General features: G+C 42.0%; 21 protein-coding genes. 14 read left to right on the forward strand and 7 right to left on the reverse strand.

What is annotated here, in order from left to right:
• Positions 1-114 precede the first annotated feature (114 nt).
• From AAG747_RS20735 to AAG747_RS20745, 3 genes are all read left to right on the forward strand, one after another.
• On the forward strand, positions 115-3,339 hold the full coding sequence (locus tag AAG747_RS20735; RefSeq protein ID WP_346823139.1) for a T9SS type B sorting domain-containing protein: 3,225 nt from the start codon (positions 115-117) through the stop codon (positions 3,337-3,339).
• A gap of 9 nt (positions 3,340-3,348) precedes the next feature.
• Positions 3,349-4,410, forward strand: coding sequence for a PorP/SprF family type IX secretion system membrane protein (locus AAG747_RS20740; protein ID WP_346823140.1), 1,062 nt, complete (start codon positions 3,349-3,351; stop codon positions 4,408-4,410).
• 334 nt (positions 4,411-4,744) lie between these two features.
• Positions 4,745-5,599 carry a sulfotransferase family protein gene (locus AAG747_RS20745; RefSeq protein ID WP_346823141.1) on the forward strand — a complete coding sequence of 285 codons (855 nt, stop codon included), beginning with the start codon at positions 4,745-4,747 and terminating at the stop codon, positions 5,597-5,599.
• Positions 5,600-5,667: 68 nt separating this feature from the next.
• Here the strand turns inward: AAG747_RS20745 and AAG747_RS20750 are convergent, their stop codons facing one another.
• Positions 5,668-6,408, reverse strand: coding sequence for a DUF6048 family protein (locus AAG747_RS20750; protein WP_346823142.1), 741 nt, complete (start codon positions 6,406-6,408; stop codon positions 5,668-5,670).
• Positions 6,389-6,856: a DUF6452 family protein gene (locus AAG747_RS20755; RefSeq protein ID WP_346823143.1), complete on the reverse strand. Its 468-nt coding sequence runs from the start codon at positions 6,854-6,856 to the stop codon at positions 6,389-6,391. The genes AAG747_RS20750 and AAG747_RS20755 overlap by 20 nt, the downstream gene beginning before the upstream one ends.
• Before the next feature lie 142 nt (positions 6,857-6,998).
• Between AAG747_RS20755 and AAG747_RS20760 the strand changes: the two genes are divergently transcribed.
• The 4 genes from AAG747_RS20760 to AAG747_RS20775 all read left to right on the forward strand — a co-directional run bounded on the left by AAG747_RS20760 (position 6,999) and on the right by AAG747_RS20775 (position 10,654).
• Entirely contained in the window at positions 6,999-7,994 is a 996-nt protein-coding gene (locus AAG747_RS20760) for a hypothetical protein (protein ID WP_346823144.1), read from the forward strand.
• A gap of 128 nt (positions 7,995-8,122) precedes the next feature.
• Positions 8,123-8,566, forward strand: a complete 444-nt coding sequence (locus AAG747_RS20765) for a MarR family winged helix-turn-helix transcriptional regulator (RefSeq protein WP_346823145.1) — start codon at positions 8,123-8,125, stop codon at positions 8,564-8,566.
• A gap of 207 nt (positions 8,567-8,773) precedes the next feature.
• Positions 8,774-9,457, forward strand: a complete 684-nt coding sequence (locus tag AAG747_RS20770) for a DsbA family oxidoreductase (protein ID WP_346823146.1) — start codon at positions 8,774-8,776, stop codon at positions 9,455-9,457.
• A 36-nt stretch (positions 9,458-9,493) separates the two neighbouring features.
• Complete coding sequence (locus tag AAG747_RS20775; protein WP_346823147.1) at positions 9,494-10,654, forward strand: iron-containing alcohol dehydrogenase; 1,161 nt, start codon at positions 9,494-9,496, stop codon at positions 10,652-10,654.
• A 97-nt stretch (positions 10,655-10,751) separates the two neighbouring features.
• On the opposite strand, the gene AAG747_RS20780 is transcribed toward AAG747_RS20775, so the two are convergent.
• From AAG747_RS20780 to AAG747_RS20790, 3 genes are all read right to left on the reverse strand, one after another.
• Entirely contained in the window at positions 10,752-11,429 is a 678-nt protein-coding gene (locus AAG747_RS20780; protein WP_346823148.1) for a Crp/Fnr family transcriptional regulator, read from the reverse strand.
• 132 nt (positions 11,430-11,561) lie between these two features.
• Positions 11,562-12,446 carry an endonuclease/exonuclease/phosphatase family protein gene (locus tag AAG747_RS20785; protein ID WP_346823149.1) on the reverse strand — a complete coding sequence of 295 codons (885 nt, stop codon included), beginning with the start codon at positions 12,444-12,446 and terminating at the stop codon, positions 11,562-11,564.
• 247 nt (positions 12,447-12,693) lie between these two features.
• Positions 12,694-13,749, reverse strand: coding sequence for a 2Fe-2S iron-sulfur cluster-binding protein (locus AAG747_RS20790; RefSeq protein ID WP_346823150.1), 1,056 nt, complete (start codon positions 13,747-13,749; stop codon positions 12,694-12,696).
• Between the two features lie 384 nt (positions 13,750-14,133).
• Between AAG747_RS20790 and AAG747_RS20795 the strand changes: the two genes are divergently transcribed.
• From AAG747_RS20795 to AAG747_RS20820, 6 genes are all read left to right on the forward strand, one after another.
• Entirely contained in the window at positions 14,134-14,952 is an 819-nt protein-coding gene (locus tag AAG747_RS20795; RefSeq protein WP_346823151.1) for an N-acetylmuramoyl-L-alanine amidase, read from the forward strand.
• 367 nt (positions 14,953-15,319) lie between these two features.
• Positions 15,320-17,278: a S8 family serine peptidase gene (locus AAG747_RS20800; protein ID WP_346823152.1), complete on the forward strand. Its 1,959-nt coding sequence runs from the start codon at positions 15,320-15,322 to the stop codon at positions 17,276-17,278.
• Positions 17,279-17,802: 524 nt separating this feature from the next.
• Complete coding sequence (locus tag AAG747_RS20805) at positions 17,803-19,053, forward strand: carboxypeptidase-like regulatory domain-containing protein (RefSeq protein WP_346823153.1); 1,251 nt, start codon at positions 17,803-17,805, stop codon at positions 19,051-19,053.
• A 189-nt stretch (positions 19,054-19,242) separates the two neighbouring features.
• Entirely contained in the window at positions 19,243-19,818 is a 576-nt protein-coding gene (gene nadD, locus AAG747_RS20810) for a nicotinate (nicotinamide) nucleotide adenylyltransferase (protein WP_346823154.1), read from the forward strand.
• Between the two features lie 76 nt (positions 19,819-19,894).
• Positions 19,895-20,668 carry a S1/P1 nuclease gene (locus AAG747_RS20815; RefSeq protein ID WP_346823155.1) on the forward strand — a complete coding sequence of 258 codons (774 nt, stop codon included), beginning with the start codon at positions 19,895-19,897 and terminating at the stop codon, positions 20,666-20,668.
• Between the two features lie 82 nt (positions 20,669-20,750).
• Positions 20,751-21,251: a hypothetical protein gene (locus tag AAG747_RS20820; RefSeq protein ID WP_346823156.1), complete on the forward strand. Its 501-nt coding sequence runs from the start codon at positions 20,751-20,753 to the stop codon at positions 21,249-21,251.
• Here the strand turns inward: AAG747_RS20820 and AAG747_RS20825 are convergent.
• The gene (locus AAG747_RS20825) at positions 21,228-22,181 is read right to left on the reverse strand and encodes a sensor histidine kinase (RefSeq protein WP_346823157.1); all 954 of its coding nucleotides are present in this window, start codon (positions 22,179-22,181) and stop codon (positions 21,228-21,230) included. The two genes, AAG747_RS20820 and AAG747_RS20825, sit on opposite strands and share 24 nt — an antisense overlap.
• Before the next feature lie 345 nt (positions 22,182-22,526).
• Here AAG747_RS20825 and AAG747_RS20830 point away from each other — a divergent pair, with 345 nt between their 5' ends.
• Complete coding sequence (locus AAG747_RS20830; protein WP_346823158.1) at positions 22,527-23,102, forward strand: NIF family HAD-type phosphatase; 576 nt, start codon at positions 22,527-22,529, stop codon at positions 23,100-23,102.
• Between the two features lie 42 nt (positions 23,103-23,144).
• Here the strand turns inward: AAG747_RS20830 and AAG747_RS20835 are convergent, their stop codons facing one another.
• Positions 23,145-24,245: a sulfatase-like hydrolase/transferase gene (locus tag AAG747_RS20835; protein WP_346823159.1), complete on the reverse strand. Its 1,101-nt coding sequence runs from the start codon at positions 24,243-24,245 to the stop codon at positions 23,145-23,147.
• Positions 24,246-24,476: the final 231 nt, after the last annotated feature.

Raw genomic sequence — 24,476 nt, forward strand, 5'->3', positions numbered from 1 at the left:
GTAGTACAAATACTTCTTTCAATATTCTTATACATAATTTGGAAGTCAGTAAACCAATCCTTTAGCGCACAACGGAAGAAAAACGTGTGCAGTGATCACCAACTTACTCGAAACATGAAAAGCAGGGTATACTTCTTACATGCTATCCTCAATTCTTTCAGCCGAAAATTGATTTTGGTTTTGTGTATTTGTATGGGTACGCTAAATGCCTTTGCACAATCCGATGTGGCTACTTGTGCCGAAAAAGATTCACTTACTTTAGTTACTTTATACAATACGTTGAATGGAGCCGCTTGGGCACAAGCCTGGAACCTTTCGGCACCTATGGAAAATTGGGAAGGGGTAGGTTTGAGTGAGGATCGCTGTGTGGAAACCTTACTGTTGAATAATAGAGGACTTGAGGGACAACTTCCCATAGAAATAGGTCAATTGGAAAACCTGGTGGCTTTGGACTTAAGTAAAAATACGATTTCCGGAAACATTCCCCCGGAAATCGCTTTGTTGTCCAACTTAACAGAATTGCGCCTGGGCGAAAACCCCTTGACCGGTACTTTGCCTCCCGAACTTGGAAACCTGACTGCTTTAAAACTATTAATTATCAATAAAGCCTCTTTGGAAGGTGCTATTCTGGTAGAGATGGCGGGTATGAGTAGTTTGGCTTGGCTGAACCTTTCGGAAAACCAACTTTCCGGCCTGCTTCCACAAGAGATAGGAAACCTGCTAGAATTGCAATTCCTTTTTCTCTTCCAAAACCAATTGATGGGTGAAATTCCGGAAAGCATTGGGCTGTTGAAGAAATTGGAACGGCTGGACTTGCGAACCAATCAGTTAAGTGGCTCAATTCCCGATGCGCTTGGTGAGTTAGAAAGTCTCACCACTTTGCGTTTGGATGAGAACAAACTGACCGGAGGGTTGCCCGAGTCTCTTAAAAACCTTCCTAACCTTACGGATATTAATGTAAGAAACAATATGTTAGACCAACTGGGTGATTTTAGTAATTTCATCATTGACTATATCAATGTAATCAATAACCGGTTGACCTTTGAAGATCTCCTTCCCAATATGGATGTGTTTACCTCTGCAGCTCAGGGAGATTATGTCCCTCAGGCCAAGGTTGGTTCGAAGCAAACCGTAAGTTTGCAACCCGGGGATGATTATATCATTGCTTTGAATATTGATAATCAACTTAACAGTAATGAGTATCGTTGGTTTCGAAACGGGCAAGAAATCGCCACTGGCAATGATAATTTGTATGAGTTCACCGATGTACAACCTCAGGATGCAGGAGTATATACCTGTGAAGTCACCAACCCCGGGGTGCCCGGGTTAGTGTTATATAGTTGGCCGGTGACGCTGATTGTTTCCAATGATCCGCTTCCGCGCATAGAAGTGTCGGCCAATGGGATTCTGATTCTCAATGGGGACCAAACGCCAGAGTCCTTGGATAATACGGATTTCGGGTTGGTGGGTATTGGCAACGATGCGATTCACGATTTTACCATTACCAATACGGGAACTGCTCCGTTGGTATTTGCCGGAAACCCTCCGGTACAACTGACCGGGGAGCATGCCGGGGATTTTACAGTATTTTCTAATTTTCCATCGACTCTGGAAACAGGAGAAAGTGTTCGGTTCCGAGTGAAGTTTTCGCCCCAGGAAGAAGGACCTCGTGAGGCTTCGGTTTTGATCGTGCACAATGATGTGACCAATAGCCCCTTTACGTTCGCCATCCAAGGCACCGGAGTAAATGCAACCTTGAACGCTCCCTCCGATTTGGTAGCGGAAGCAATTTCCGATTCGGAAATCCGATTGGAATGGGTTGACAACTCAAATTATGAGAATAAGTTTATTTTGGAGCGTTCCCTGGATCCCGGGTTTGTTCAGTTTACACCTATTGAAATCAGTGTGAACACAGAAACATATACGGATGAAGCGCTAATCTGTAATACTACTTACCACTACCGGATCAAATCGGTAAACGGCTCTACCGAGTCTCCTTATACCGAACCGGCCCAGGCCACTACTCTTGGTTTGGAAAATGTGAATATAGAAGTTGATGGTTCATTGACACAGTGTGAAGGAGAAACGGATAATTTAACGCTTACAGCAGTTCCTTCAGGAGCGGGATATACTTATAGATGGCTGAAGAATGGGACGGCAACCAATTTTACATCTCAAGAGTTCTCTCCGGCCGCCACCGGAAATTATCAAGTAAAGGTAATTTCTCCGGGAGGAGCTTGCGAAGGCATATCAAAGGAAGTAGAAGTGGTGGTACTTGCCAAACCACAACCCGAAATATCCGGGCCGGAGGCAACATGTCCTGGGGCTACTAGTGTGTTTTATGAAGTGAGCAGCTCCTTTTCCAATAATATATATACTTGGGAAGTGATAGGGGGAGCTATAGTGAGCGGACAAGGTACCAAAAGGATTGAGGTAGATTGGGGAGAGGGTACTGAAGGAACGGTGAATGTGCTCGAACAAATCGGTGAAAGTGGTTGCCAGGGAGAAGCTTCTTTAGAAGTAGTTTTGGAACAAGGAGTGGCTCCGACAGTAAATCTGACTTCCGATGCACCCGGTAACACACTTTGTAAAAACCAGACTGTGACCTTTACAGCGGAAGCGATGAATGCTGGCACGAACCCGGGTTTTCAATGGGAAGTAAATGGAGAAGTAAGAGCGGATGCGGGGAATGGAAGTACCTTTTCAACCAATGATTTGGCAAATGGAGACGAAGTTACTGTGAAGCTAATTCCCAGTGACGATGCTTGTGGTAGCGCTACATCGGTTTCTTCTAACACAATTACCCTCCGGATAGACGATGTGAGTATTGCCTTTTCCCATCAAATGCAAGCCAGTAACGAAGAGGGATACCCTGTAGCGTTTATCGATCAAACATCCGGCGGGGTGAAGGCCCGTACCTGGTATTTTGGCGATGCGCAAAACACCATGTCTACCGAACAGGCACCTGTTTTTGTATATGAAACGCCGGGCCGCTATCCAGTGAAATTAATCATTGAGTCAGAAGGCGGGTGTATTGACAGCCTGGTACAAGAAATTGTGGTGGAGGAAATCATCGATATCAATATTATGAATGTGATTACTCCTAACGGAGATGGAAAAAACGATGCCTTGTTTATCACCAATATGGAGCTCTATACCGAAAATGAAGTGACGGTAATCAACCGATGGGGTTCGGAAGTGTTTTCGGGCAAAAATTATCAAAACAACTGGGAGGCTACTTATAAAGGGGAAACTCTTCCTCCCGGCACCTATGTATGTATACTCAAACTACTCGACCGCAATAAAGTCTTTAAACAAACGATTACCATCATTCGCTAACCAAAGACCATGAAACGGCTAATGAATAAAGTTGTACTATTCCAGATAACATGTTTCTTTCTCCTTTCGCTTTCCATTGTCAAAGGGCAAGATATGCCGATCTTCAGTCAGAAGCTGACCAATGGTTTTTTATACAATCCTTCATTAGCCGGAGTAGCAGGGGGGAGCGCGATATTTTCCAACCAACGGATGTACTCCGAAACGATGGGAAATCCGGTCACTAATTACCTCAGTGTCCAAGCACCTTTGATGCAAGGTCGTTTGGGAATAGGAGCTAACCTCTACACCGAAGAGGTGAATGTATTTAATTCCACACATTCATCATTGGCCATGGCCTATCACTTGCCATTGATGCCGGGTGTAGGTTTTTCTATGGGAGTATCGGCTGAATACAATCAGCTGAAACTCGACTTGGATAAAGTATTGGTACAAGATTATTCCGATGAGTTGATATTGAATTACCCGGATGCCGGAAAAGTGGATTTTTCCTTTGGAGCGAATTTGCGAATGCGCTATCTGGAAATAGGAGGTTCTATCAACCGCTTGATGACCATGGCCAAATCGGATGAAGAGCAAACGTTGCTGGCTAATTATTATACAGTGTATGTAAATGGTTATTGGGATATAGATGCCCGGAATGTATTGGAGCCTTCCGTGTATTTCCGCCAACAGGCAATGGCCCCGTCTCATCTGGATATTGGCTTGTATTATATTTATAATGATTTCCTGATTGCCGGAGCCTCTTACCGTACCAATTCGGTGATGAAAGGGAGTGTGGGCTTGAAGTTGATGAACCGCTATATCATTGCCTACACGCATGGTTTTATGCAAGATGCAAACCTGGCTCATTCTGGCAATACCAGTGAAATTACCTTGAGGTTTGACTTCTGGAATGATAAGAGTGTCAACCGGTTTCAGCTTGCCAAAGCAGAGGGTAGCAAAGGACTTCGTAGAAATAGCCAATACGACAGAATGCTGCGGGAAGCCCGGGACTTTACCGGACCGTATAAGCGTAAACCGAAATTCAAAAAACGAAAGCCCTGGAAACCTAAAAAGCATAAAAGAAGGTAGTTGTGGTTAGGGTGGTATTCAGAAGCTTTGTATCTTATAATATAAAGGGGTGTTAATCCGAGGGGAAATAGTATAAACACGAATGAGTAACATTTCTCGTACTTTCCCCAAAAACAAAAGGACCGTGTTTATATACAGATAGGTATTCACAAATTCAACTCAACCAATAGCTTCCTCATAAAAGAATCACCAAATTTTTATTGAAAGCTTTATTCATTTACTTCCTTTGATCAGCATTTTCGAAAATATATAAGAACATCTAACAAGCAGATATCCAGAGAGTTCATGCTCTCCGGGTGAAAATTAAATTTGTTCATTACTCAACTAAAATTCCATGAATCAATCGCAAAACCTGCCCCGGTTTATCATTATTGGGGCAATGAAGGCAGCAACCACCAGCCTCTATTATTACCTTTCCAGGCATCCGGAAGTCAATATGTCCAGCAAGAAAGAAACAGACTTTTTTCTGGAACGGTGTTTCCACCAAGGGTTGGAGCATTATCAGGCTTATTTTGAAAATAACGATAAGGTAAAAGGGGAGGCGAGCACCAACTATACAAAGTTTCCGCATTTTAAAGGAGTGCCGGAGCGCATTCGTTCGGTTATACCGGAAGTAAAGCTGATCTATATCCTACGGGATCCCATCGAAAGGCTTTCCTCCGAGATTCATCATGCTTGGGTGCAGGGCTACGAAACCAGAAGCCTTGAGCAAATTTTAGGCGATTTTGACAATAATAATTATGTGTACATCAGTAAATATTACGAGCAGCTTTCGCAATACCTGAAGGTGTTTGATGAAAAACAATTGTTGATTTTAACGACCGAACAACTCAGGAAGGACCCGGAAACAGCAATGCAGAAAACCTTTCGGTTTATAGGGGTTAATCCTGAATTTTCCAGTGAGGAGTTTCATAACAAGCTGCACGTATCTTCTCAGAAAACTCAAAAAACGGGTTTGGGAAAAATGATTGACCAGATGGGTTGGATGCAAAGTGTGAAAAACGGAATACGGACTTTGTTGCCGGATCAAGCCTACAGCTCTTTAAAAGGCATTGCCAACCGGAAAGTCCCGAAGGTTGTACTGGAGTCGAACACCGTAGAACGTTTGTTAAATGAATTCAGGCCGGATGTAGACAAAATGCGTGAATTTACCGGCTATTCCTTTTCAGAGTGGAGGTATACCTATTAAAACCGGGTAGGTATATATCACAAAAAAGTAAGGAAACCGGGAAAAATAGCGGTGTGTCAACGAAGTACTTAATTTCCCGGTTTCCTTGGGCCTATCGGCAGACGGTACATAACAAAAAAATTATACCCCATACGGGTACTGTTTCCCTCTTTTCTTGGGCCGTATTCCGGAATGTCCGCCACATTCAAGGTTGGAGAATCGCTTACCGAAGCCAGGATCATAAAGCGAAAAGAAGATCCCAGGTAGAAATGCCGAAAGAGGTTAACCTGGATCCCCCCGGCCAGCTCCACAATATTGGCTGAAACCCCATTGACTTGGGTGTGTAACTCCCCGCCACCCCAATAACTGGAGTCGATAAGTGAGGTGCCGGCATGATCAAAGGTAGCGTGGGCATAACGCAAACCCAACGTAATCATATCGGTTTTACTGGCTTTGCGCAGGAAATTATAATCTATCCCAAACCGTAAGTAGCTCCCTTTGCTTTCATAGTCAAACGTTTGAGCCCGGTCGGCCCGTTGAGTTTGATGTCTTCCGTATGCGGCCGAAACCAACCAGGTTCTGCTAAGCAACAGATCTGTGTAGGCTTCATAGCGAGTCACCTGGTCGTTTAGGGAGGTAAGTACCAGTGGGGCCAGATCCACTCCCAGTCCTACACTGTTAATTTCCCAGTGGAAAGGTTCTTTAAGCTTTTTTTGAGGAGCTGTGGGCTCTACTGTTTTTTCCGGTTGAGGTGCTCCGGTTTGTTGTGCCAGGCCTATTCCCGAAGCCAACACCCACAAAAGACATATGTTAATAAAATATCTGTACATTATTTTTTTGTAAGGTATCATTATCAATGATATTGCTTTCCATAAACACAGAATCAAACGAAGAAGAGATGATTTGAACATCACTGAATTCTGTATAAGAAAAACAGTCCGGGCTATTTACCTGTACTTTTCGTTTATAACTCACACAAAGGGTATCCATTTCATCACTTTCGGGATAGGAAAAGTAAAAGGCTGTAGTATCGGCAAATTCCGACAAAGGCAAAGCCAACTTATTCAATAGAGTATCCCTGCTAATCAACAGTTGCGGATTGGCAATGCCTCCTACTTGGGCAAGGTCGATATTGGATTGCTCATACTTTTTCTCTTCCGCATTAAAAGAATAAAAAGCCACCAATAAGCCTGTGCCGGGATTCACCTCCGGAGTACAGTCATTGCATGAACTACAGAGGTAAGCCATTAAAAATGAGATGAAAACTAACCTTTTCATAGAATCGCTGTTTGATCTGCGAAGATAATAGAAATTAGAGATTTATTCTCTTCTCCCGACCTGATCCCTTTTCCTCTTCATAAAACTTGGGAATTTTTTAGTCGGTATACAGCTTTTCCAAAGATTATTCTATTTTTATCATATGATGGAAGCAACCTTGAACCAATTTAATCAGATCATACTGGAAGGCTCGCGAATCCTCCCTCAAGCAGTATGGTATCAAATTGACCTTCCCGAACAGGGAATTGTGGTCTTGGATTCATTTGTACTGAGAAATGAGTTTTCAGAAGGGTTTAAGGCCTCCACACACCTTCGCCTCATGTTGATGGAGAGCTTTTCGGAAGAGGATTGGGAAGTTTTACAAAAGCATCATAAGCAGACTTACAAACGCTTGCACAGTGAGTTGCCGGCTCCTCCTCCCAAAAGTAAGATCCTTTGCCATGTGGTGTGTACGGACGATGCCCAAACAGAACACAGTTATACCATCCTCAGAGAAATGGCGGAAAGGATTGCAAAGCTCAGGCATTGGGTGATATCCGATATCGCTATTAATAAACCCAACATACGATTGGCCGAAAACCTGGATATTCCATTGTATAAAATCCCCGGAAAAAAATACCTGCCCAAAGACTTACCTCCACGGCCAATTGGCGTTTGGGTGAATGAATTGCAACACCAATTGGTGGTTTATACCAAGTCCTACCCTTATTTTTTGGCCTTTGTATTGCTGCCGGTATTGTTAATGCTATTTGCCGTATCAGTGATTATGATCAATAATGAGTTGCCCTTATATTCGGTAATTCCGATCAATGTACTAGCCCTGTTCTTATTTTCCATTGCCTTTATGGTGGAATACCGGATTATCATAGACAATGCAGGGGTAGAATTGGAATGCAACAGCATCTTATTTTGGTGGGTAAAACGCAACCGCTTTCGCGATTTTATGCCTTGGAATGCTATTGAAGAAATTCAAACGATGTCTTCCTCACGGGAAAAAACCGTATTGGAAGACCATGTCGCCATCGTTTCGGACAATCACATCATCAGTGTACCCACCAAACACGCCCACTGGATATGGATGAAAATCATGGTGTGGCTTTCTGAAAACAGGGAACAGATTGGAAAACAGGATAAATAATATTCGTACGTAGTATTAGCTTTTATTTGTTTGAGTATGAGTGCATTACTTTGTTTAAAAGGATCTTTTTTTAATTAAAAGAATTTATATTCCTTGTAATTATTATCCATGGATGATAGTTTTGTGCTATGAAATTAGAAGATGAAATACAGCATACATTTACCAGCTCTCAGATCAGGGTGATTACCAACTTGGTATTTACTTCCAATTGGGCTTTAAGCAAAATTTCTCAAGCATTGAAACCCATTGGCCTATCCTTACAACAATTGAATATCCTGAGAATTCTGAAAGGACAACCTCATCAAACGGCTACAGTCAACCTGATTAAAGAACGGATGGTGGACCGGATGCCCAATGTATCCAGGCTGTTGAATAAACTAATGGAAAAGGGGCTGATTGTAAAAGAACGGAATTTGACAGACCAAAGAGTTGTTTACATAAAATTGACCCCAGAGGGGGAGAAGCTCAGTGAGAAAGGAAAAGAGATACTGGAAACCAAATGCTTTGATGTGCGTTTGAGTGATGAAGAATCTGATTTGTTAAACACGATGCTGGAAAAGTTACGATATTAAAAAATTTTTACTTGAAAATATTCCATGGATTATTTTTCCTGGGAATCTAGATTTAGAGAACAACTCTCTTACTACAAGAGCCTGAGTTGTGATTTAATAAAACCGTGAAAACTAAAATTTTTATTTGCAAAATGAACTGAAATTACCCGGGAAACTGGGCGGAAACGCTATGGAGTAATTTCATTTATTGTTAATCAATTCAATAACATGGAAGTAAAAAAGAGCAAAGAAACCATTAAGGTGGATATAGTTTCGGATGTGGTTTGCCCTTGGTGTTATATCGGGGAAAACAGGCTGGCGAAAGCCATAGCGCAAACGGACACCCCGGTAGAAATCTCCTGGAAACCCTTTCAACTGCATCCGGATATGCCTGAATCAGGTATGGAAAAGAATGCTTTTTTCCAACAGAAATTCGGAACGGATGCGGCAGGTGCTTTTAGCCAATTGGAACAGATCGCCAAAGAGGAAAACCTGAAAATGGATCCTGAAAAAATTGACAATATTCCGAATACCATCCAGGCACACCGGCTGATGTGGTGGGCCCAAAAGCAAGGAAAAGAAAAAGAATTGGCCAAAGAGCTCTTTGTCGGCTATTTTGGAAATGGGCAAAATTTTACTGATGATAGTACTTTGGTGAAGATTGCCGGATCTGTGGGTTTAGATGCGCAAGAAGCAGAAGCCTTTTTAAATTCGGAAGAAGGAAAAGAGGAAGTACAAAAAGAAGAGGCACTTTACCGGAACAGTGGTGTGTCGGCCGTACCTTCTTTTATCATCAACAATACATATTTGGTACAGGGGGCGCAGACTGAAGAGGTATTTTTAAAGGCCTTTCAGCAAATCGAAGCGGAGACGAATCAAAACACACAATGTAATGATACCTCTTGTGGGTAATTTCACTTTTGGACAAACCAGAACTAAAATAAAACGATGCTGAATTTTGAATTTAAGAATCCGACAAAAATCCTTTTTGGCAAAGGACAAATTAGTAACCTGGCAAATGAAATACCTGAAGGGTCGAAAGTATTGATGCTTTACGGTGGAGGAAGTATTAAACAAAATGGGATTTACGATCAGGTAACGGCAGCTTTAAAAGGCTATGAAGTAGTGGAGTTCGGAGGGATTCCCGCAAATCCCGAATATGAAATCTTGTTGAAAGCCCTGGAAGTTATCAAAGCTCAAAAGATTGATTTTATGCTGGCTGTTGGCGGGGGATCGGTGATTGACGGAACGAAGTTTTTGGCCGCTGCTGCTTTATATGAGGGAAATGAACCTTGGGACATCTTAGCGATGCGTATCCGTACGGAAAAAGGCTTTCCTTTCGGTACGGTGTTGACCTTGCCAGCAACGGGCTCTGAAATGAATTCGGGATCGGTGATTACCCGGGACGCAACCAAAGAAAAACTAAGTATGGGTGGCCCGGGCTTGTTTCCTCGGTTTTCAGTGTTGGATCCGGAAGTAATCCGATCCATTCCGGCAAGACAGCTCCAAAATGGTGTAGTGGATGCCTTTAATCACGTATTAGAGCAATACATCACCTATCCGGCCGGGGCGATTTTACAAGACCGTATGGCCGAAAGTATTTTACAAACATTGATTGAGGTAGGACCCAAAGTGATGAAAAATCCCAACGACTATGAAGCGGCTTCTAATTTTATGTGGGCTTGTACTATGGCATTAAATGGATTGATCCAGAAAGGGGTGCCTACGGATTGGTCCGTGCATGCAATTGGTCATGAACTCACTGCTTTGTATGGAATAGATCATGCCCGAACCTTGGCAATCATTGGCCCGAACCTTTATAAATACAAGTTTGAGAACAAAAAAGAAAAATTGGCTCAATTTGGTGAAAGGGTATGGGGTATTCAGGAAGGCTCTATAGAAGAAAAAGCATCTTTGGCCATAGAAAAGACCCTGGTATTCTATCATGATTTGGGTGTGCAGACCAAGCTTTCGGACTATACCTCCGAATACCAGGATACGGCACAGTTTATTGAAAACCGTTTTAAAGAGAGGAATTGGGTAGGGTTAGGTGAGCGCCAGGATATCCAACCCGGAGACGTTTTCAAAATAGTGGAAATGAGTTATTAATTAGTCGTTAGATAACGAGCAAAAAGGCTCTTGTTTCTGTATACTTTGTAGCGAAACAAGGGCCTTTCTTTGTTTAAAAGCTTGATCGAACCCGGCTTTATGTTAGTTTTTCCAAATCCCGTATCAGGATTTTTTTCCGGTCGAAATAGATAAGGTTGGCTTCTTTCAATTCATTGAGGATGGTGGTAACCGTTTGGCGGGAGGTGCCGGTGAGTTGGGCGATATCTTTGTGGGTGAGATGGTTTTTGATCATGATTTCAAAGCCTATTTTTTGCCCTTTTTCCAATGCCATTTCCCGGAGAAGTTCGATGATCCGGGTTCGGGAATCTTTGAAAACCAAGGACTCTACCCTGCGCTCCAGCTTTTTAATCCGCAAACCCATGAGTTTAAAAAGTTTAAAGCTCAGGGTTTTATGATTGCGGATCAACTCCTGCATTTGCTCCACATTCATAGGACAGACCGTAGTTTCGGGGTCCATCGCTTGGGCAAAGTCCATTCTCCGCTCTTCTCCCATCAAGGCCAGCTCACCAAACAACTCTCCCTCCGAAAGAATGGCTTTTACGATTTCATTTCCCTCTTCGCTATAACTCCCGATTTTTACCCGGCCTTTGGCGATCATATAGATGCAATTGGAGGGGTCATTTTGAAAATAAACAAATTCATTTTTCTTCAGGTGATAAAACTTGTGCTCCTCTTTAAAGTCCTTCAACTTATGAGGACATAATAATTTGTATAGATCTACATCTTCAAAATACCAAATAGCCCGGTTTTCCATAAATACATTGTTAAATAAAGAACTCACAAAATTCACTTTCCCATTTGTGGCGGAAGTGCTATCCGCCGGAAACCCTCTTTAGGGTGAATCCGGTGGAATAACAATATTTAACGTTGAATTATTCGAATAAAATTAAAAATTCAAAGTCGCCAACAGAGGTAAATGATCAGAAGGATAACGCCCTTGGGAAAAGTCGTTGATAATTTCATGCTTTTCCACCTTTACCTTGGCATTGAAAAAGATATAATCAATACGAGGCAATGAGTTTTCTTCACAAACTATAAACCCGGTAAACGAGCCTTGAGGGCCATAACTAGGGCGAGCAGAAGCCACAAAGGCATCCTGGTAACCGTCAGAACCCGTCATTTCAGCATAAGGCTCAGAATCGGGAGTACAGTTAAAATCCCCGGTGATGACCACGGGTAGGTCTCCTACCATTTCTTTGGCTTTTTGCTTTAGCAATCGCATACTTTGTTTGCGGGCTTCCTTACCTACATGGTCAAAGTGTGTGTTGATCATCAGAATGATTTTCCCGCTGGCTTTTTCCTTCATTTTGGCCCAAGTGGCGATTCGCGGTAAAGCGGCATCCCAAGCTTTGCTCGGCTTTTCAGGCGTTTCGGAAAGCCAAAATGTATTGCTTTCCAGCAGCTCAAATTTATGACTGTTGTATAAAACAGGAGCGAACTCTCCGGCTCTTTTTCCATCATCGCGCCCGACCCCTTTCCATTGATAACCCTCAAGGTTTTCTCCCAGAAATTCTACTTGATGTGCCAGGGCCTCTTGTGTACCAATCAGGTCAGGAGCATAATGGCGGATAAGAGCTACTATCTTATGCTTGCGCGTGTCCCAACCATTGCCTTTTACACTGTCTTGAGGATTGTCGTAACGGATATTGTAACTCATTACTTTCACCGGTACGGATTCGGGTGGTTGTGATTCCGAGGAAGTTTGCTCCTTTGGGCTACACGCCCAAAAGAAAGAGAACATAGGAATCAGGAATAACAAATTTTTCATCATAGTGCTTTTAAATTACAAAAGGAAGTGATCTGTAAAATGCAAAAAGCGATATTACAAAGACTTTGTGAGACTAGAAAATGAGGAGAAGTAATCTATCCGTCAGGCCTATAGAAGATGGGTCGAGGTATTGGTTTTTCTGTGTTATCGAAACGTGAATTTGGGGAAAGCAAGTGGGTGAAACAAAAAAAGCACCGATAGCAACCGGTGCATTTTCAAATTATATTAAACAGCGTTAATGTTTCGAAATTTATCCTATCTCAATCACCACATCCTCAGTTTGAGGGTGGCCCACACAAGTCAAAATATACCCCTCTTTAATTTCATCATGAGATAGCCCATCTCCTTCCACCATCTTCACCTTTCCTTCTTTACACAAGCCCCGGCAAGCAGTACACAAGCCACTTTGGCAAGAGAAAGGCAGGTCCAAACCTTCGTCCAAGGCTACATCCAGGATGCTTTTGTCCGGTGGAACAGTCAGTTGATGCTCTTCCCCGTCTATCAGGATTTTTACTTTATGCGTTTTGAATGATTTTAATTCCTCTGCTACTTTCTTGGGGTCTTTGGTAGAAACAAAGCTTTCGTGATGAATTTTAAATTCAGGCACTTTGGTTTTTTTCAAAGTTGTTTCCACCATATCCATCAAGGCATGAGGACCACAAAGGAAGTATTCCGTATCTTCTTCTGAAAACTTGGGAAGTAGGTTTAAGATATTCACCACTTTGGTTTCATCAATTCTTCCTGTATATCCTCCCCAGTTTTCGCTGGGTTTTGACAAGACATGTACCAAGTTAAACCGGTCGCCAAATTTTTCTTTGTATTCGGTTAATTTTTCTTTGAAGATAATGGATTGCTCGTTGCGGTTGCCATAGACCAACGAGACAGTACTGTTAGGTTCATAAAACAACACCGATTTGAGAATAGACATTAAGGGAGTGATACCGCTACCGGCACCAAACAATACGATATGCCTCTTTTTGTTTTTAGAAGCTTCCGTGCCGAAGTGCCCCATAGGTTTCATCACCTGGATCACATCACCGGACTTCGCATGGTCATTGAGGTGGTTAGAAACTTTCCCTCCTTCTACTCTTTTTATGGTGACGGCCACCGTACTGTCCAACGTGGGAGCCGAACACATGGAATAAGACCTGCGCAAGGTTTCTCCATTGACGGGTACCAACAAGGTTAGAAATTGGCCTGGTTTATATTTTACTTTTCTGAATAAAGGCTGTTTGAAATGGATGGTTACGGCATCCTCAGTTTCCCTAACCACTGATTTCACCTTTAAATTATAGTAATCAGTCATTACTTAAATATTTATTATCGCTAAAAATTCACTGCAAAAATAGGAACGAAATCAAAAACACACTACCACTCACAAATATTCAGCCTTTTTGCCTCCTAAGAAAGTATCCGTACTTGTTTGATTTCAATGATTTTCCTTTTAAATTGTTGAGTACTAAGAACAAAAGGACTGTTAAAATACAAACTTAACTTTGTTACAAGAGTACTATTTTTTTAAGTAATTCTAGCAAATCCACTGGATAAATACGGCTTTATAAAGTTCGCATTGCCTAAGAAGACCTATCAGTCAGTGATTCAATCCACGCATAAGCCATGGACCTATTGAAAGGCAAATGTAAGGGATTGGAGATTCTTTACCGAACATGCCTTTGCTATAATTTTAGCTATGTTGATTATCGATCACAAACTGTACCTTCGTAGAAACAAGCCTGTGAGTTACCTCGCCAGTCCTAATCATGGTGGCCAGTTGGATTGTAAGTTTCTAGTGTTTCATTATACTGCCAGTACGGAAGCCAGTGCGTTACAATGGTTCCAAAGCCGCGAGAGTCAGGTGTCAGCGCATATATTGATTAACCGAAAGGGACAAATCACGCAATTAGTGCCTTTGGATAAGGTGGCTTGGCATGCCGGACGGAGTTTTTGGAAAGGGTTTGCCATGCTAAATTACTATGCTATTGGCATTGAGTTTGAAAACGCCGGTCAATTGTTACAAAACGGACGCTCGTGGCGATCATGGTACGGAGCTTCAGTACCCAAGCGCCAGGTGATTGAAGCTGTTCACAAACATGATTCGATGCTTAGCGGTTGGCATAAATTCACCAAACCGCAATTGAAAACAGCCCGGAAAGTAGCCGAAGTGCTGATGGAAACGTATCCCATTCGGGAAATAATCGGGCATGATGATATCGCGCCTCATCGAAAATTAGACCCCGGTCCGGCTTTTCCCATGAAAGATTTTCAAAAAGCATTTACTCTCGAAAAGGCTCCTCTTTCTACAAACTACTCTTGTACAGCTCCTTTGAATATTCGCAGTGGTCCGGGAACTACGTTTATGTGCATTATACCCGAGGCATTGCCAAAAAATACGCAAGTGGTAGTATTGGAAGAACATCAGAATTGGGGGTATGTAAAAGTGATAGGACGAGTGAATGGAGATGATGATATTCAAGGATGGGTGCATCGGCATTATTTAAAGAAACTATAACAACACGCACACAAGTTGAAAGAGCCGATCCGGATTGTTGTCTGTTGTGTGGATAGGCGAAGGTTTTTTGACTGATAATGATTCGAAAATATATGGTTTTTACAAGGGAGGAGGAAAGAAAGGAAATGTATCTATATTTTTTAGTGATAAATCATGTAAATACTTGAATAGTAGAGCATGTTTAAATTTCACCTTTTGGACTACTGAAATGACCTTCTGAAAATCCTCATCCTCAAAGGAGCGGCCTTTCGAAGAAGCATCCCCCGTGGGGTGGTCCCCGCAACGACTTTTAAACCTGTTCTTAGTGATCTGGTGTTTTTTTACTACAGAGTTATTTTTAATCTTCTACTTATAAATTACGAATCCAATGGCAGCTCAAAATTTTTTATGGAGGGGTGGTGAACAAATACCCCTGGAAAAGGAAGAGGAAGTCTTTACCGCTATTGTACAGAATAAACGCGAATTGGAAAACCTCAGCCAAGCTACGGGAGTGAAAGAAGTAAAGAAAGTAGAGAATGGTATCTATAAAGTGAAAGTCCAAAGTGCAGTGCGTGATACCGTGATGCAACAGTACCGGGAAGCCAGTCAAACAGGAATATGTCATCATGCTTACCGGCCTAAAGATGCCAATAACACTCGCTATTACCTCACGGATCAGTTGATTATTAGATTCAAGCACCACGTAAGCCACCAAAGAATTGCTCAGTTACTATCCGAAAACGGCTTGAAAAGCCTCAAGCAATATCCGGGAATGAATCATACCTATTTAGTACAAGTGACCAAAGAGGCAGGAGGAAATCCTGTAAAAGTATCCAATCAACTCCACGGAGCAAATGAAATTGAGTATGTGGAACCGAACCTGGTAGAGCGTTTTGCCAGTGCTTATTTGCCTAATGACGATTATTTTGAACGGCAATGGCATTTGAAATCCTGGGAAGCCCCCGAATTGGTACCCGAAGCCGATGTGAAAGCGGAGCGGGCCTGGGATATTACCCGGGGAAAAGCGAATATCACCATTGCCGTGATGGATGATGGCTTTGATTTAAGTCATCCGGACTTTGCCGGAGCAGGCAAGATTGTCCATGCAAAAGACTATGTAGACGGAGATGCACATCCTTTTCCTGAAAAAAACGAGGGCGATTATCATGGAACGCCCTGTGCCGGGGTAGCATTGGCGGTAGAGAATGGTTATGGGGTGGTAGGTATTGCTCCGGGGTGTGCGTTTATGCCAGTCAGGTTTCCCCTCAGTGCCAACGATGATTTATTATGGGAGGCGTTTGACTTCGTAGGTAAACGGGCCGATGTGATTTCTTGTAGCTGGGGGCCCGTGCCTGCCTATGCACCGTTGAGTAGTCTGATCAAAGATAAGTTTTCGCAATTGGCCCAACGGGGAGGCCCACGCAAAAGGGGCTGTGTCATTGTGTTTGCTGCGGGAAACTACAATGCTCCACTTCGAGACGAACAAAACCAAACCTTTCGCTGGCGGCATCCCCACTATGGAATTATCGAACAACACGGTCCAATTGTGAACGGGTATGCCAGCCATCCCGAAGTGGTGGCGGTAGCAGCTTCTACCAGTTTGAACAAAAAAGCAATGTATAGTAATTGGGGTGAGCAAATTTCGGTGAGTGCTCCCAGTAATAACTTTCACCCTCTCGAACCGGCGGCTTATGCCCCGGGGCTGGGCATATGGACTACAGACAATGAACGGTATGGGGAAGGTTTCAGCAATGGCCGTTTCACCGGGCGGTTTGGTGGCACATCCAGCGCTACTCCTTTGGTAGCCGGTATTGCCGGGCTGATACTCTCCGCAAACCCTGGGTTATCGGCCAGGCAAGTCAAGAAAATTTTGGAAATTACGGCTGATAAAATTACGGATTTTACACAGGATGTTATTCTGGGGCATAACAAAGGCGAGTACGATGAAAACGGCCATTCCGAATGGTTTGGGTTTGGTAAGGCGAATGCCGCCAATGCGGTTGTAAAAGCGCAGGAGTTATCGGAAGAGGATTCGCATACTCATACGGTGAAATTCTCTACCAAGGTGGAAGGCAAGATCTTAAAAGACAGGGAAGAAGAGTTTTATAAGGTACAAATCGGTTCTCAATTGGTCGTTACCTTGGAAGGGCCTAATAATGGAGCTGATTTCGACCTGTATTTAAAACGTGGTGCTCCTCCTACTACCCGGGATTATGACTTTGCCGGTTTTACCGTTAGCGCCCATGAAAAAATCATCTTTGAAGATATAGAACCGGGTGAGTATTATATCATGGTTCGCTCTTACTCCGGGCATGGGGAATATAAAATTAAAATCGCCTTGGAATGAGGGCGTTTAGTGTTGACAGCACTTGGTGCTTAATTGGATCTTTTCAAGCCCTGTTTTTTACGAACAGGGCTTAGTTTTTCTTTTTTCCTTCCTTTAAAAGTGCAAGTTCGCGCAAAAAACTTGATCATCCGGATCGGTTACTGCCAACTTTTGCACTTTTGTTATCGTACACCCTGAATGTTCTTTCCTGGAAATTGCCCATTCAATCCTAAATTATCCCTGGTTATGGTTTTTTAGTTTTCTACCGATGAAATCCTTACCATATTTGTATCACAACAAGGGGTTAAGAACAAGAAAGAGTTTCAGCCAGCTAAGTTTTTGAAAAAGCTTTTAAGTAAAAATATAGAGTAAAGGTTTTTAGTGAGCATAACAAGGTAGAACAAATAAAATTTAAAGGACAATTTTTGGTGAGAAGCATTTCATGATTCATGGTTTTTGAGTAATTTGACATGTCGTAAGCCCACTGTCTTTGACGGTAGGGCTTATTTTATTTTTACAATTTGTCAATGAAATGCGCCAATACGATGATACGACTTGTTTGTGCTATTTTATTTTTAAATTTCACTTTCTGGATTTTTCCCTCCCGTCTTTTAGCGCAATCCCGCTATATCAAAGGTAAAGTCATCGATCACCTGACCGAACAAGCGCTTCCCTATTCACATATTAGTATTCAACATTCCAGCATTGGTACAGTGAGCAATGCCGAGGGAGAGTTTGTTTTAAGGGTTCCTGCACATCAGCTGCAAGATAGCCTCTTGATTTCCTCTTTAGGGTATCAAAGTTATTCTTCCCCACTCTCAACTCTTATCGGTAAGCAATTGTTGATTCGCTTACAAACCGCCACGATTCTACTCAAAGAAGTGACCGTACAGCCTGACAGGGCATTGGAAATATTGAGGGAGGCATTGGGCAAAATACCTTTAAACTATGCTCAGGAGGCCCGTTTACACACAGGCTTTTACCGGGAAACCATCCGGGAAAACGAGGCCTATTCATCGTTTGTTGAAGCGGTATTACAAGTGTATAAAGCCTCCTACCGTCAGTCTTCCCATGATTTTGTAAAAATTATGAAAGGGAGAAAGCATCCGTTCACCGAAACTCCCGATTCTCTGCAATTGCCTAAGTTGACCGGAGGGCCGCATGTAGGAATCTTTTTGGATCTGGTAAAACGAAAAAAAAACTTTTTACAAAGAAAATATTTTCGCTACTATCAGTACAGTGTGCTTTCCCTGACGGAAATGGACGGAAGGCCTGTGTATGAAATTGGTTTTACACCTAAAAGGGTTCATCCCAAAGCTCAGTACACCGGTAAAATATATATTGATACGCTAGACCAAGCCTTTGTGCAGGTGAAGTACCAATTGACTCCGGCTGGGTTACAAGTAAATAACCGCACTTCTATTTCCAATAGTTTTGTGTATCAACTGATGGGATTGTCTATGCGTTGGCGGGCAAAACAATATCAGGTGGATTATCATAAAATAGATGGCAAATGGCATTTGTATTATGCAGGAGTAAAGGGAGCTTTGCAACTCAAATTTCAAAAAGAGGAAAGGAATCGTTTGTTAATGGTTCATGCCGATTACCTGACTACAAAACATTCCTTGGAAAATGTACAGCCTTTCCGTTATGATGAAACTTTGAAAATGCAAGATGTTTTTGTGGAAGAAATCGGTTCTTATGAGCCTGATTTTTGGGAGGAGTACAATACCATACGGCAAATTGAGAATTTGGAAAAAATACTTCGGCTTCAGAAGAAAGAAACAGCAAACTAAGCGATTGCTGGCAGCCAGTAGGGGGTAAGAGAATTTTTACTATTTTCGGCAATTTCTGGATTGGTGTTTAACTTTGTTGAAATGAAACTTGCCAGAGTTTGTGCATATCCGGAGGTGTAATATTGAAAAGACTCTGGCAAAGTATCAGGACAAAAGCTAGATATTTAAAAGAAACAGGTGCGTAGAGCTATGAAGATCGGATTATTTTTTGGTTCTTTCAACCCCATTCACATAGGGCATTTAATCATTGCCAACACGATGGCCGAAGCGGCCGATATTGACCAGGTTTGGTTTGTGGTGTCTCCGCAAAACCCTTTTAAAAAACGTTCTAACCTGGCGCATGAATTTGATCGATTGGATATGGTGCGTTTGGCCATTGATGACAACCCAAAGTTTCGTGCTACGGATATTGAGTTTAGAATGCCCCGGCCTAGCTACACCATTGATACATTGGCGTATCTTTCCGATAAATATCCACAACATGAGTTCCGGCTAATCATTGGAGAAGATAATTTGGTTTCTTTTCACAAATGGAAAAACTACCGACAGTTGATGGAGCAGTACGGTTTGCTGGTGTATCCCCGTCCCAATACTTCACCGATAGATTACTCCAAACTACAAAACTATACCGTAATCGAAGCACCTTTGATTGATATTTCAGCTACCTTTATCCGGGATGCATTGCGAAATAACCACTCCATTAAATATTTGGTACACGAAGCTGTAGAGACATATATTCATGGTAAAAAGCTTTATCAGGATTGAGAGGTTGAACAAACTGTGAATTGATCGGGGGGGTATTGTGCAGAAGAAATACGCTACCTACCTTTGGCGAAAAAAGATGAAAGTAGTATCCTTTTGTATTGCAATTTTATTTTCCTCTCAGCTATTAGCACATGATATTCTATGGGGACAAACCGGCCACCGGGTAGTGGGCTTGGTTGCTGAAAAACACTTGAGTAAAAAAGCGAAAAAAAATATTCGAAAGGTATTACAGGAAGAAACCTTGGCCATGGCCAGCAATTGGATGGACTTTATTAAATCCAACCCTGAATATGATTTTATGAAGCCTTGGCACTATGCCACCATTCCCGATGGAAAAACCTATGAAGAGGCAGGTACTCCCGAAGAAGGAGATGTAATAGTGACCATACAAAGACTTGTGAAGGAGTTGAAAAGTAAGCAATTCAGCCATGGAGATGAAAAAATGGCCCTTCGCTGTTTAATCCACTTGGTAGGCGATATTCACCAACCTTTGCATGTAGGCAACGGAACCGACAAGGGGGGGAATGATGTACGCCTGGAGTATTTTTGGAACTCGTCAAATCTGCACCGGGTATGGGACAGTGGCATCATCGACAAACAGCAACTGAGCTTTACCGAATATGTGGAAAGCATCAATCACACAAGTAAGGAACAGGTTCAAACCTGGCAATCTTCTACGGTAGTGGATTGGGCTTACGAATCGATGAAATACCGCCAACAGATCTATGAATTACCCGAAAATAACAAAATCAATTACCGATATAATTATGAGCATCTGGACAGCATCAACTTACGGCTGTTGCAGGCAGGAGTCCGTTTGGCCGGCCTGTTAAATGAAATTTACGGCTAAGGGAAGCTTGAAAAAATTGCGAATTGGGAACATGTTCTTGGCTATACTGTTAGTCAATTATAGGATGTTCCCAATTTGCATTATGACGCGTTCTTACCTTCCTCCCAACGATCATCAATCCGAACAAAAAGGCTGCCTGGGCATTTTGCTGATTGGCTTGGGCCTATTGGTTTTGCCCGGTTTTCTACACTCCCTCTTCCATAATAGTTTGGAGCCGTTTTGGGAGGATTTTCTGCAACTGTCGCTCTTTGGCTTAGGGCCTATGTTTTTCGGCTTCCGTATGTATATCAAAAGCCAATGGCAAAAAAAGCTCGAACAAGAACGGTTAATTGAAAATCAGTTGATTCGCTTGGCGACTTCCCAACATGGATTGCTTACAGTAGTGGATGTGATGCTTACCTTGAAAATTACCTCCGCAGAGGCCAAAAAAGTGTTGGAAGATTTGCATACCAAAGGGGTAGTTAATATTGACTTGGCAGAGGAAGTCATCATTTACCGCTTGAATGACTATTTGACCAAGAAGGAAAAAGACCGGTTTATCAATGAGGAGAAAAAAGGACTATACAGCACGGGTGATGGGTAAAGTAAAATAAAAGGTACTTCCTTGCTTCTCCTGACTTTCCACCCATATTTCACCGCCTTGTTGATTGATAAACTCTTTACAGAAAAATAAGCCCAACCCGTTGCCTTGTTCATTGGCGGTTCCAAGGGACGTATAGCGTTCATTCAAATTAAATAACTTTACTTTTACTTGCTCCTGCATGCCCACGCCTTGATCCTTAACGGCAACTTTTACAAACTGAAGTCCGTTTTCCGGTAATTTTGCAGAGATCTCGATGGTACTTTGGCGGTAACTGAATTTGATAGAGTTTGAAATCAAATTTCGCAACACAATACGGGATGTGGTAGGGTTGGCCCGGATCATTATGGACTCCTCACAGCAGTTTACCAATATCAAATGTTTTTTTACCAATAACTCTTCCATTTCGACCGAAACCTCTTCTACCAATGAGTATAGGCTAAAGGTTTCTATTTCGTCTGGTTGGGAGTTCTCTTGTTCACTGGCCCAAGCCAAAAGGTTGTTAATCAGTAGTTTGATATTTTCAGTTCTGCCAATAAGGAATTTCATCAAATCCTGTGCTTCCGGATCGTGATCAAGGTCTTCATAAAAAGCCTGTAACAATTGGTAAAAAGAGTCGACAGGCGAACGGAGATCATGTGAGATGATCGAAAGCAGTACTTTTCGCTGTTGTAATACCTGCTCTAACTTTTTGTTTTGCCGGGCAATTTGTTTGCGGGAAGCTTCCAGTTTTTTTGCCTGTTTGTAAAGTATATAATGAATGGGATAAGCGGTCACTACAGGAATGAAAAATGACAGGGTAAAACCGATCCAATATCCCGCATCATTTAAAAAAAATAAAAAAATTACCGTGTATACCAATTCCGAAAGTATGACGGCCAAGAGCGTAGCCTGTAACGGTTTTAGCGTTGTTATACTCAGATTAATTTTCATTCATTATTTGGTTTTTCTTTGTAAAAAGATGTTTCATTCACTGCTTGCCAAGCACTATTTTCCCGCTATTATAGCATGAGAGGTATATTGAGAGGCAAATTGCACTTTGCCAGACAATAGATTGCCCACTTCCCGCTTTTACCTTGCATTAAGACGAAGGCATTTCCGGAATTTGTATCTTGGCTAAAAAAGGGGGAATTTTATTTATATGTCAATGTGGAGCGTCCGCTTCCTTGCCATCCTGCCAATAATATATTGGCAAGATTTAAAACTACTACTTTTTATGTTAAATGCTGAAAACATGAGTGTGATTTTTGTTTTTGGAAATTAGATAACACCTGTATTTTGAAGTCTTCATACATTAAAAATCGTAAATTAGTCATTCTGGACTTGGACGAAACCCTTATTCATGCCACGGATGAACCGCAAAATGAAGATTGGGATTTTGAGTTTGACAAATACAAAGTATACAAGCGTCCCGGGCTTGATTATTTTCTTGTTGAGTTGCACAAGCACTTTGACGTTGCTGTTTGGTCTTCCGCAACAGACGATTATGTAAAAGAAATCGTGCGGAATATATTTCCTGCAAAGTATGAATTAAAGTTTGTATGGGGACGCTCCAAATGTGCTTTACAATACAACCTCCATACACTGGAATATTGGGGATATTTAGATAATCATTTGAATTATGTCAAAATCCTTAAAAAAGTAAAGAAAAGAGGCTTTGCACCACTTGAACAAATGTTGATCATTGACGATACTCCTCACAAAGCCAGGTACAATTATGGCAATGCCATTTACCCGGAAGAATTTAACGGGGAAAAAGACGACCGGGAACTTGAACTGCTTTTGCAATATTTGTTGACCATAAAGGATGTTGATAACGTTCGCACCATTGAAAAAAGAAATTGGAAAGAATGAAAAAGAGAGTTAAGCCACTGCTCAACTCTCTTAAAGTAGTGGTTACAAACTTTTAAAAAGACCAGACAAAACCTCTCCGATTTTGTGGCCATTCGTATATTCAACACCCAAAAATGCGGCTACGGTTTGGGCCACTTGGTTTTGAAATAATTGCCCTTTCTCTTTTACCTCACCCAATGCCGGAGTATCCGGTCCGATGGCTGCAATCCATATTTCGTCTGAGCCTTTCTGGGATTTACCGTGGTGTTTCCAGGTTTTTAACGGCTCCGTACCCCGGCCATGATCGGTGGTAATCAACAAGGTTGTTTTGTTTTTATAATTGGGATGAGACTGTACCCAATCCCAAACCTCTTTGATAAAAGCATCGGTTTGCCGGGTCGATTTTAAGTAAGCATCGTATTCTCCGTCATGAGCAAAGTCATCGGTTTCACCATAAGCGATATGTACAAGTTTGGGTTGGTGCTTTTTGAGGTATTCCATCGCATAGTGGTGTGTAAAGGCATCCAGCCTTACCGAGCCCCAAGGGCTGGGCACTTGAGGTTGAAGTTCGTTTAAAAATTTTTCTTTTTGAGAAAGCGGTTTATCCTTTGACGTTCGGAAGCCGGCATTGACAGGGATTTTGCTTCGTTTCTCATTATGGATATAAGGAAAAACATCCCAAGAACCAAAAGCCGCTACTTTGTTTTTAAACCTTTTTTGTTGGTTTATAAATTCTAAAACCGTCACATTCGGGTTGTCTACTTTATCATTGCTATTGATTTTTTCATCGGGGTAGCCGGTCAGGATTTCATTATATCCCGGGTAAGAAAACCAATAGTCATTTTTCACATTGACAAAGTTTTCAAAATGCCGGTTACCATAAAGTACGCCTTTTTGTGCAATCACCGACCAAAAGAACGGCATCAGGATTTGTCGTCTTTCTTTAGCACTCCCTGCCCAAAATTCTTTTTTTAAAGCTTCGGGGTTGCCTACATATTCTTTATTTCCTACCAGTTTGGCATCTGCTCCGGTAAAGAGTTCCTGCCATCGCAAACCGTCCAGGGTGATTAAGATTACATTTTCGGTTTTCAGGGAAGATTGTGCCTGCACTTTGCAGAAGGTCAACATAAGAGCTAGTGCAAGTAAAAGTTTCTGTTTTATCATGTTAATTCGTGAATAATAGTTGAAAATTAAGTTTATTAAATTTATCCCATTACAATGCAAATCCCAGCCTCATTGCAAGAAGCTATTGATTTTTTCATCCGTTTGATTGGAGCACTCAAAATTATGACAATCACCGCTAAGCCCTGGGAATTTGCTGTTAAGCTATGGTTAAGTTACTAGTGAACTCCATAGAATCCTCCCCCTGGCAATTTTTTTTACGCTCTTGACCTA

The organism is Rapidithrix thailandica, assembly GCF_039710355.1.
Taxonomy (GTDB): domain Bacteria; phylum Bacteroidota; class Bacteroidia; order Cytophagales; family Flammeovirgaceae; genus Rapidithrix; species Rapidithrix thailandica.

What these genes read in the sequence shown, in the direction of transcription:
- AAG747_RS20805 (WP_346823153.1), top strand. Translation starts at nt 17,803, where the DNA reads ATGATACGACTTGTTTGTGCTATTTTATTTTTAAATTTCACTTTCTGG.
- AAG747_RS20820 (WP_346823156.1), top strand. Translation starts at nt 20,751, where the DNA reads ATGACGCGTTCTTACCTTCCTCCCAACGATCATCAATCCGAACAAAAA.
- AAG747_RS20800 (WP_346823152.1), top strand. Translation starts at nt 15,320, where the DNA reads ATGGCAGCTCAAAATTTTTTATGGAGGGGTGGTGAACAAATACCCCTG.
- AAG747_RS20775 (WP_346823147.1), top strand. Translation starts at nt 9,494, where the DNA reads ATGCTGAATTTTGAATTTAAGAATCCGACAAAAATCCTTTTTGGCAAA.
- AAG747_RS20760 (WP_346823144.1), top strand. Translation starts at nt 6,999, where the DNA reads ATGATGGAAGCAACCTTGAACCAATTTAATCAGATCATACTGGAAGGC.
- AAG747_RS20735 (WP_346823139.1), top strand. Translation starts at nt 115, where the DNA reads ATGAAAAGCAGGGTATACTTCTTACATGCTATCCTCAATTCTTTCAGC.
- AAG747_RS20790 (WP_346823150.1), bottom strand. Translation starts at nt 13,749, where the DNA reads ATGACTGATTACTATAATTTAAAGGTGAAATCAGTGGTTAGGGAAACT.
- AAG747_RS20815 (WP_346823155.1), top strand. Translation starts at nt 19,895, where the DNA reads ATGAAAGTAGTATCCTTTTGTATTGCAATTTTATTTTCCTCTCAGCTA.
- AAG747_RS20750 (WP_346823142.1), bottom strand. Translation starts at nt 6,408, where the DNA reads ATGTACAGATATTTTATTAACATATGTCTTTTGTGGGTGTTGGCTTCG.
- AAG747_RS20755 (WP_346823143.1), bottom strand. Translation starts at nt 6,856, where the DNA reads ATGAAAAGGTTAGTTTTCATCTCATTTTTAATGGCTTACCTCTGTAGT.
- AAG747_RS20795 (WP_346823151.1), top strand. Translation starts at nt 14,134, where the DNA reads ATGTTGATTATCGATCACAAACTGTACCTTCGTAGAAACAAGCCTGTG.
- AAG747_RS20770 (WP_346823146.1), top strand. Translation starts at nt 8,774, where the DNA reads ATGGAAGTAAAAAAGAGCAAAGAAACCATTAAGGTGGATATAGTTTCG.
- AAG747_RS20765 (WP_346823145.1), top strand. Translation starts at nt 8,123, where the DNA reads ATGAAATTAGAAGATGAAATACAGCATACATTTACCAGCTCTCAGATC.
- AAG747_RS20785 (WP_346823149.1), bottom strand. Translation starts at nt 12,446, where the DNA reads ATGATGAAAAATTTGTTATTCCTGATTCCTATGTTCTCTTTCTTTTGG.
- AAG747_RS20825 (WP_346823157.1), bottom strand. Translation starts at nt 22,181, where the DNA reads ATGAAAATTAATCTGAGTATAACAACGCTAAAACCGTTACAGGCTACG.
- AAG747_RS20780 (WP_346823148.1), bottom strand. Translation starts at nt 11,429, where the DNA reads ATGGAAAACCGGGCTATTTGGTATTTTGAAGATGTAGATCTATACAAA.
- AAG747_RS20835 (WP_346823159.1), bottom strand. Translation starts at nt 24,245, where the DNA reads ATGATAAAACAGAAACTTTTACTTGCACTAGCTCTTATGTTGACCTTC.
- nadD (WP_346823154.1), top strand. Translation starts at nt 19,243, where the DNA reads ATGAAGATCGGATTATTTTTTGGTTCTTTCAACCCCATTCACATAGGG.
- AAG747_RS20740 (WP_346823140.1), top strand. Translation starts at nt 3,349, where the DNA reads ATGAAACGGCTAATGAATAAAGTTGTACTATTCCAGATAACATGTTTC.
- AAG747_RS20745 (WP_346823141.1), top strand. Translation starts at nt 4,745, where the DNA reads ATGAATCAATCGCAAAACCTGCCCCGGTTTATCATTATTGGGGCAATG.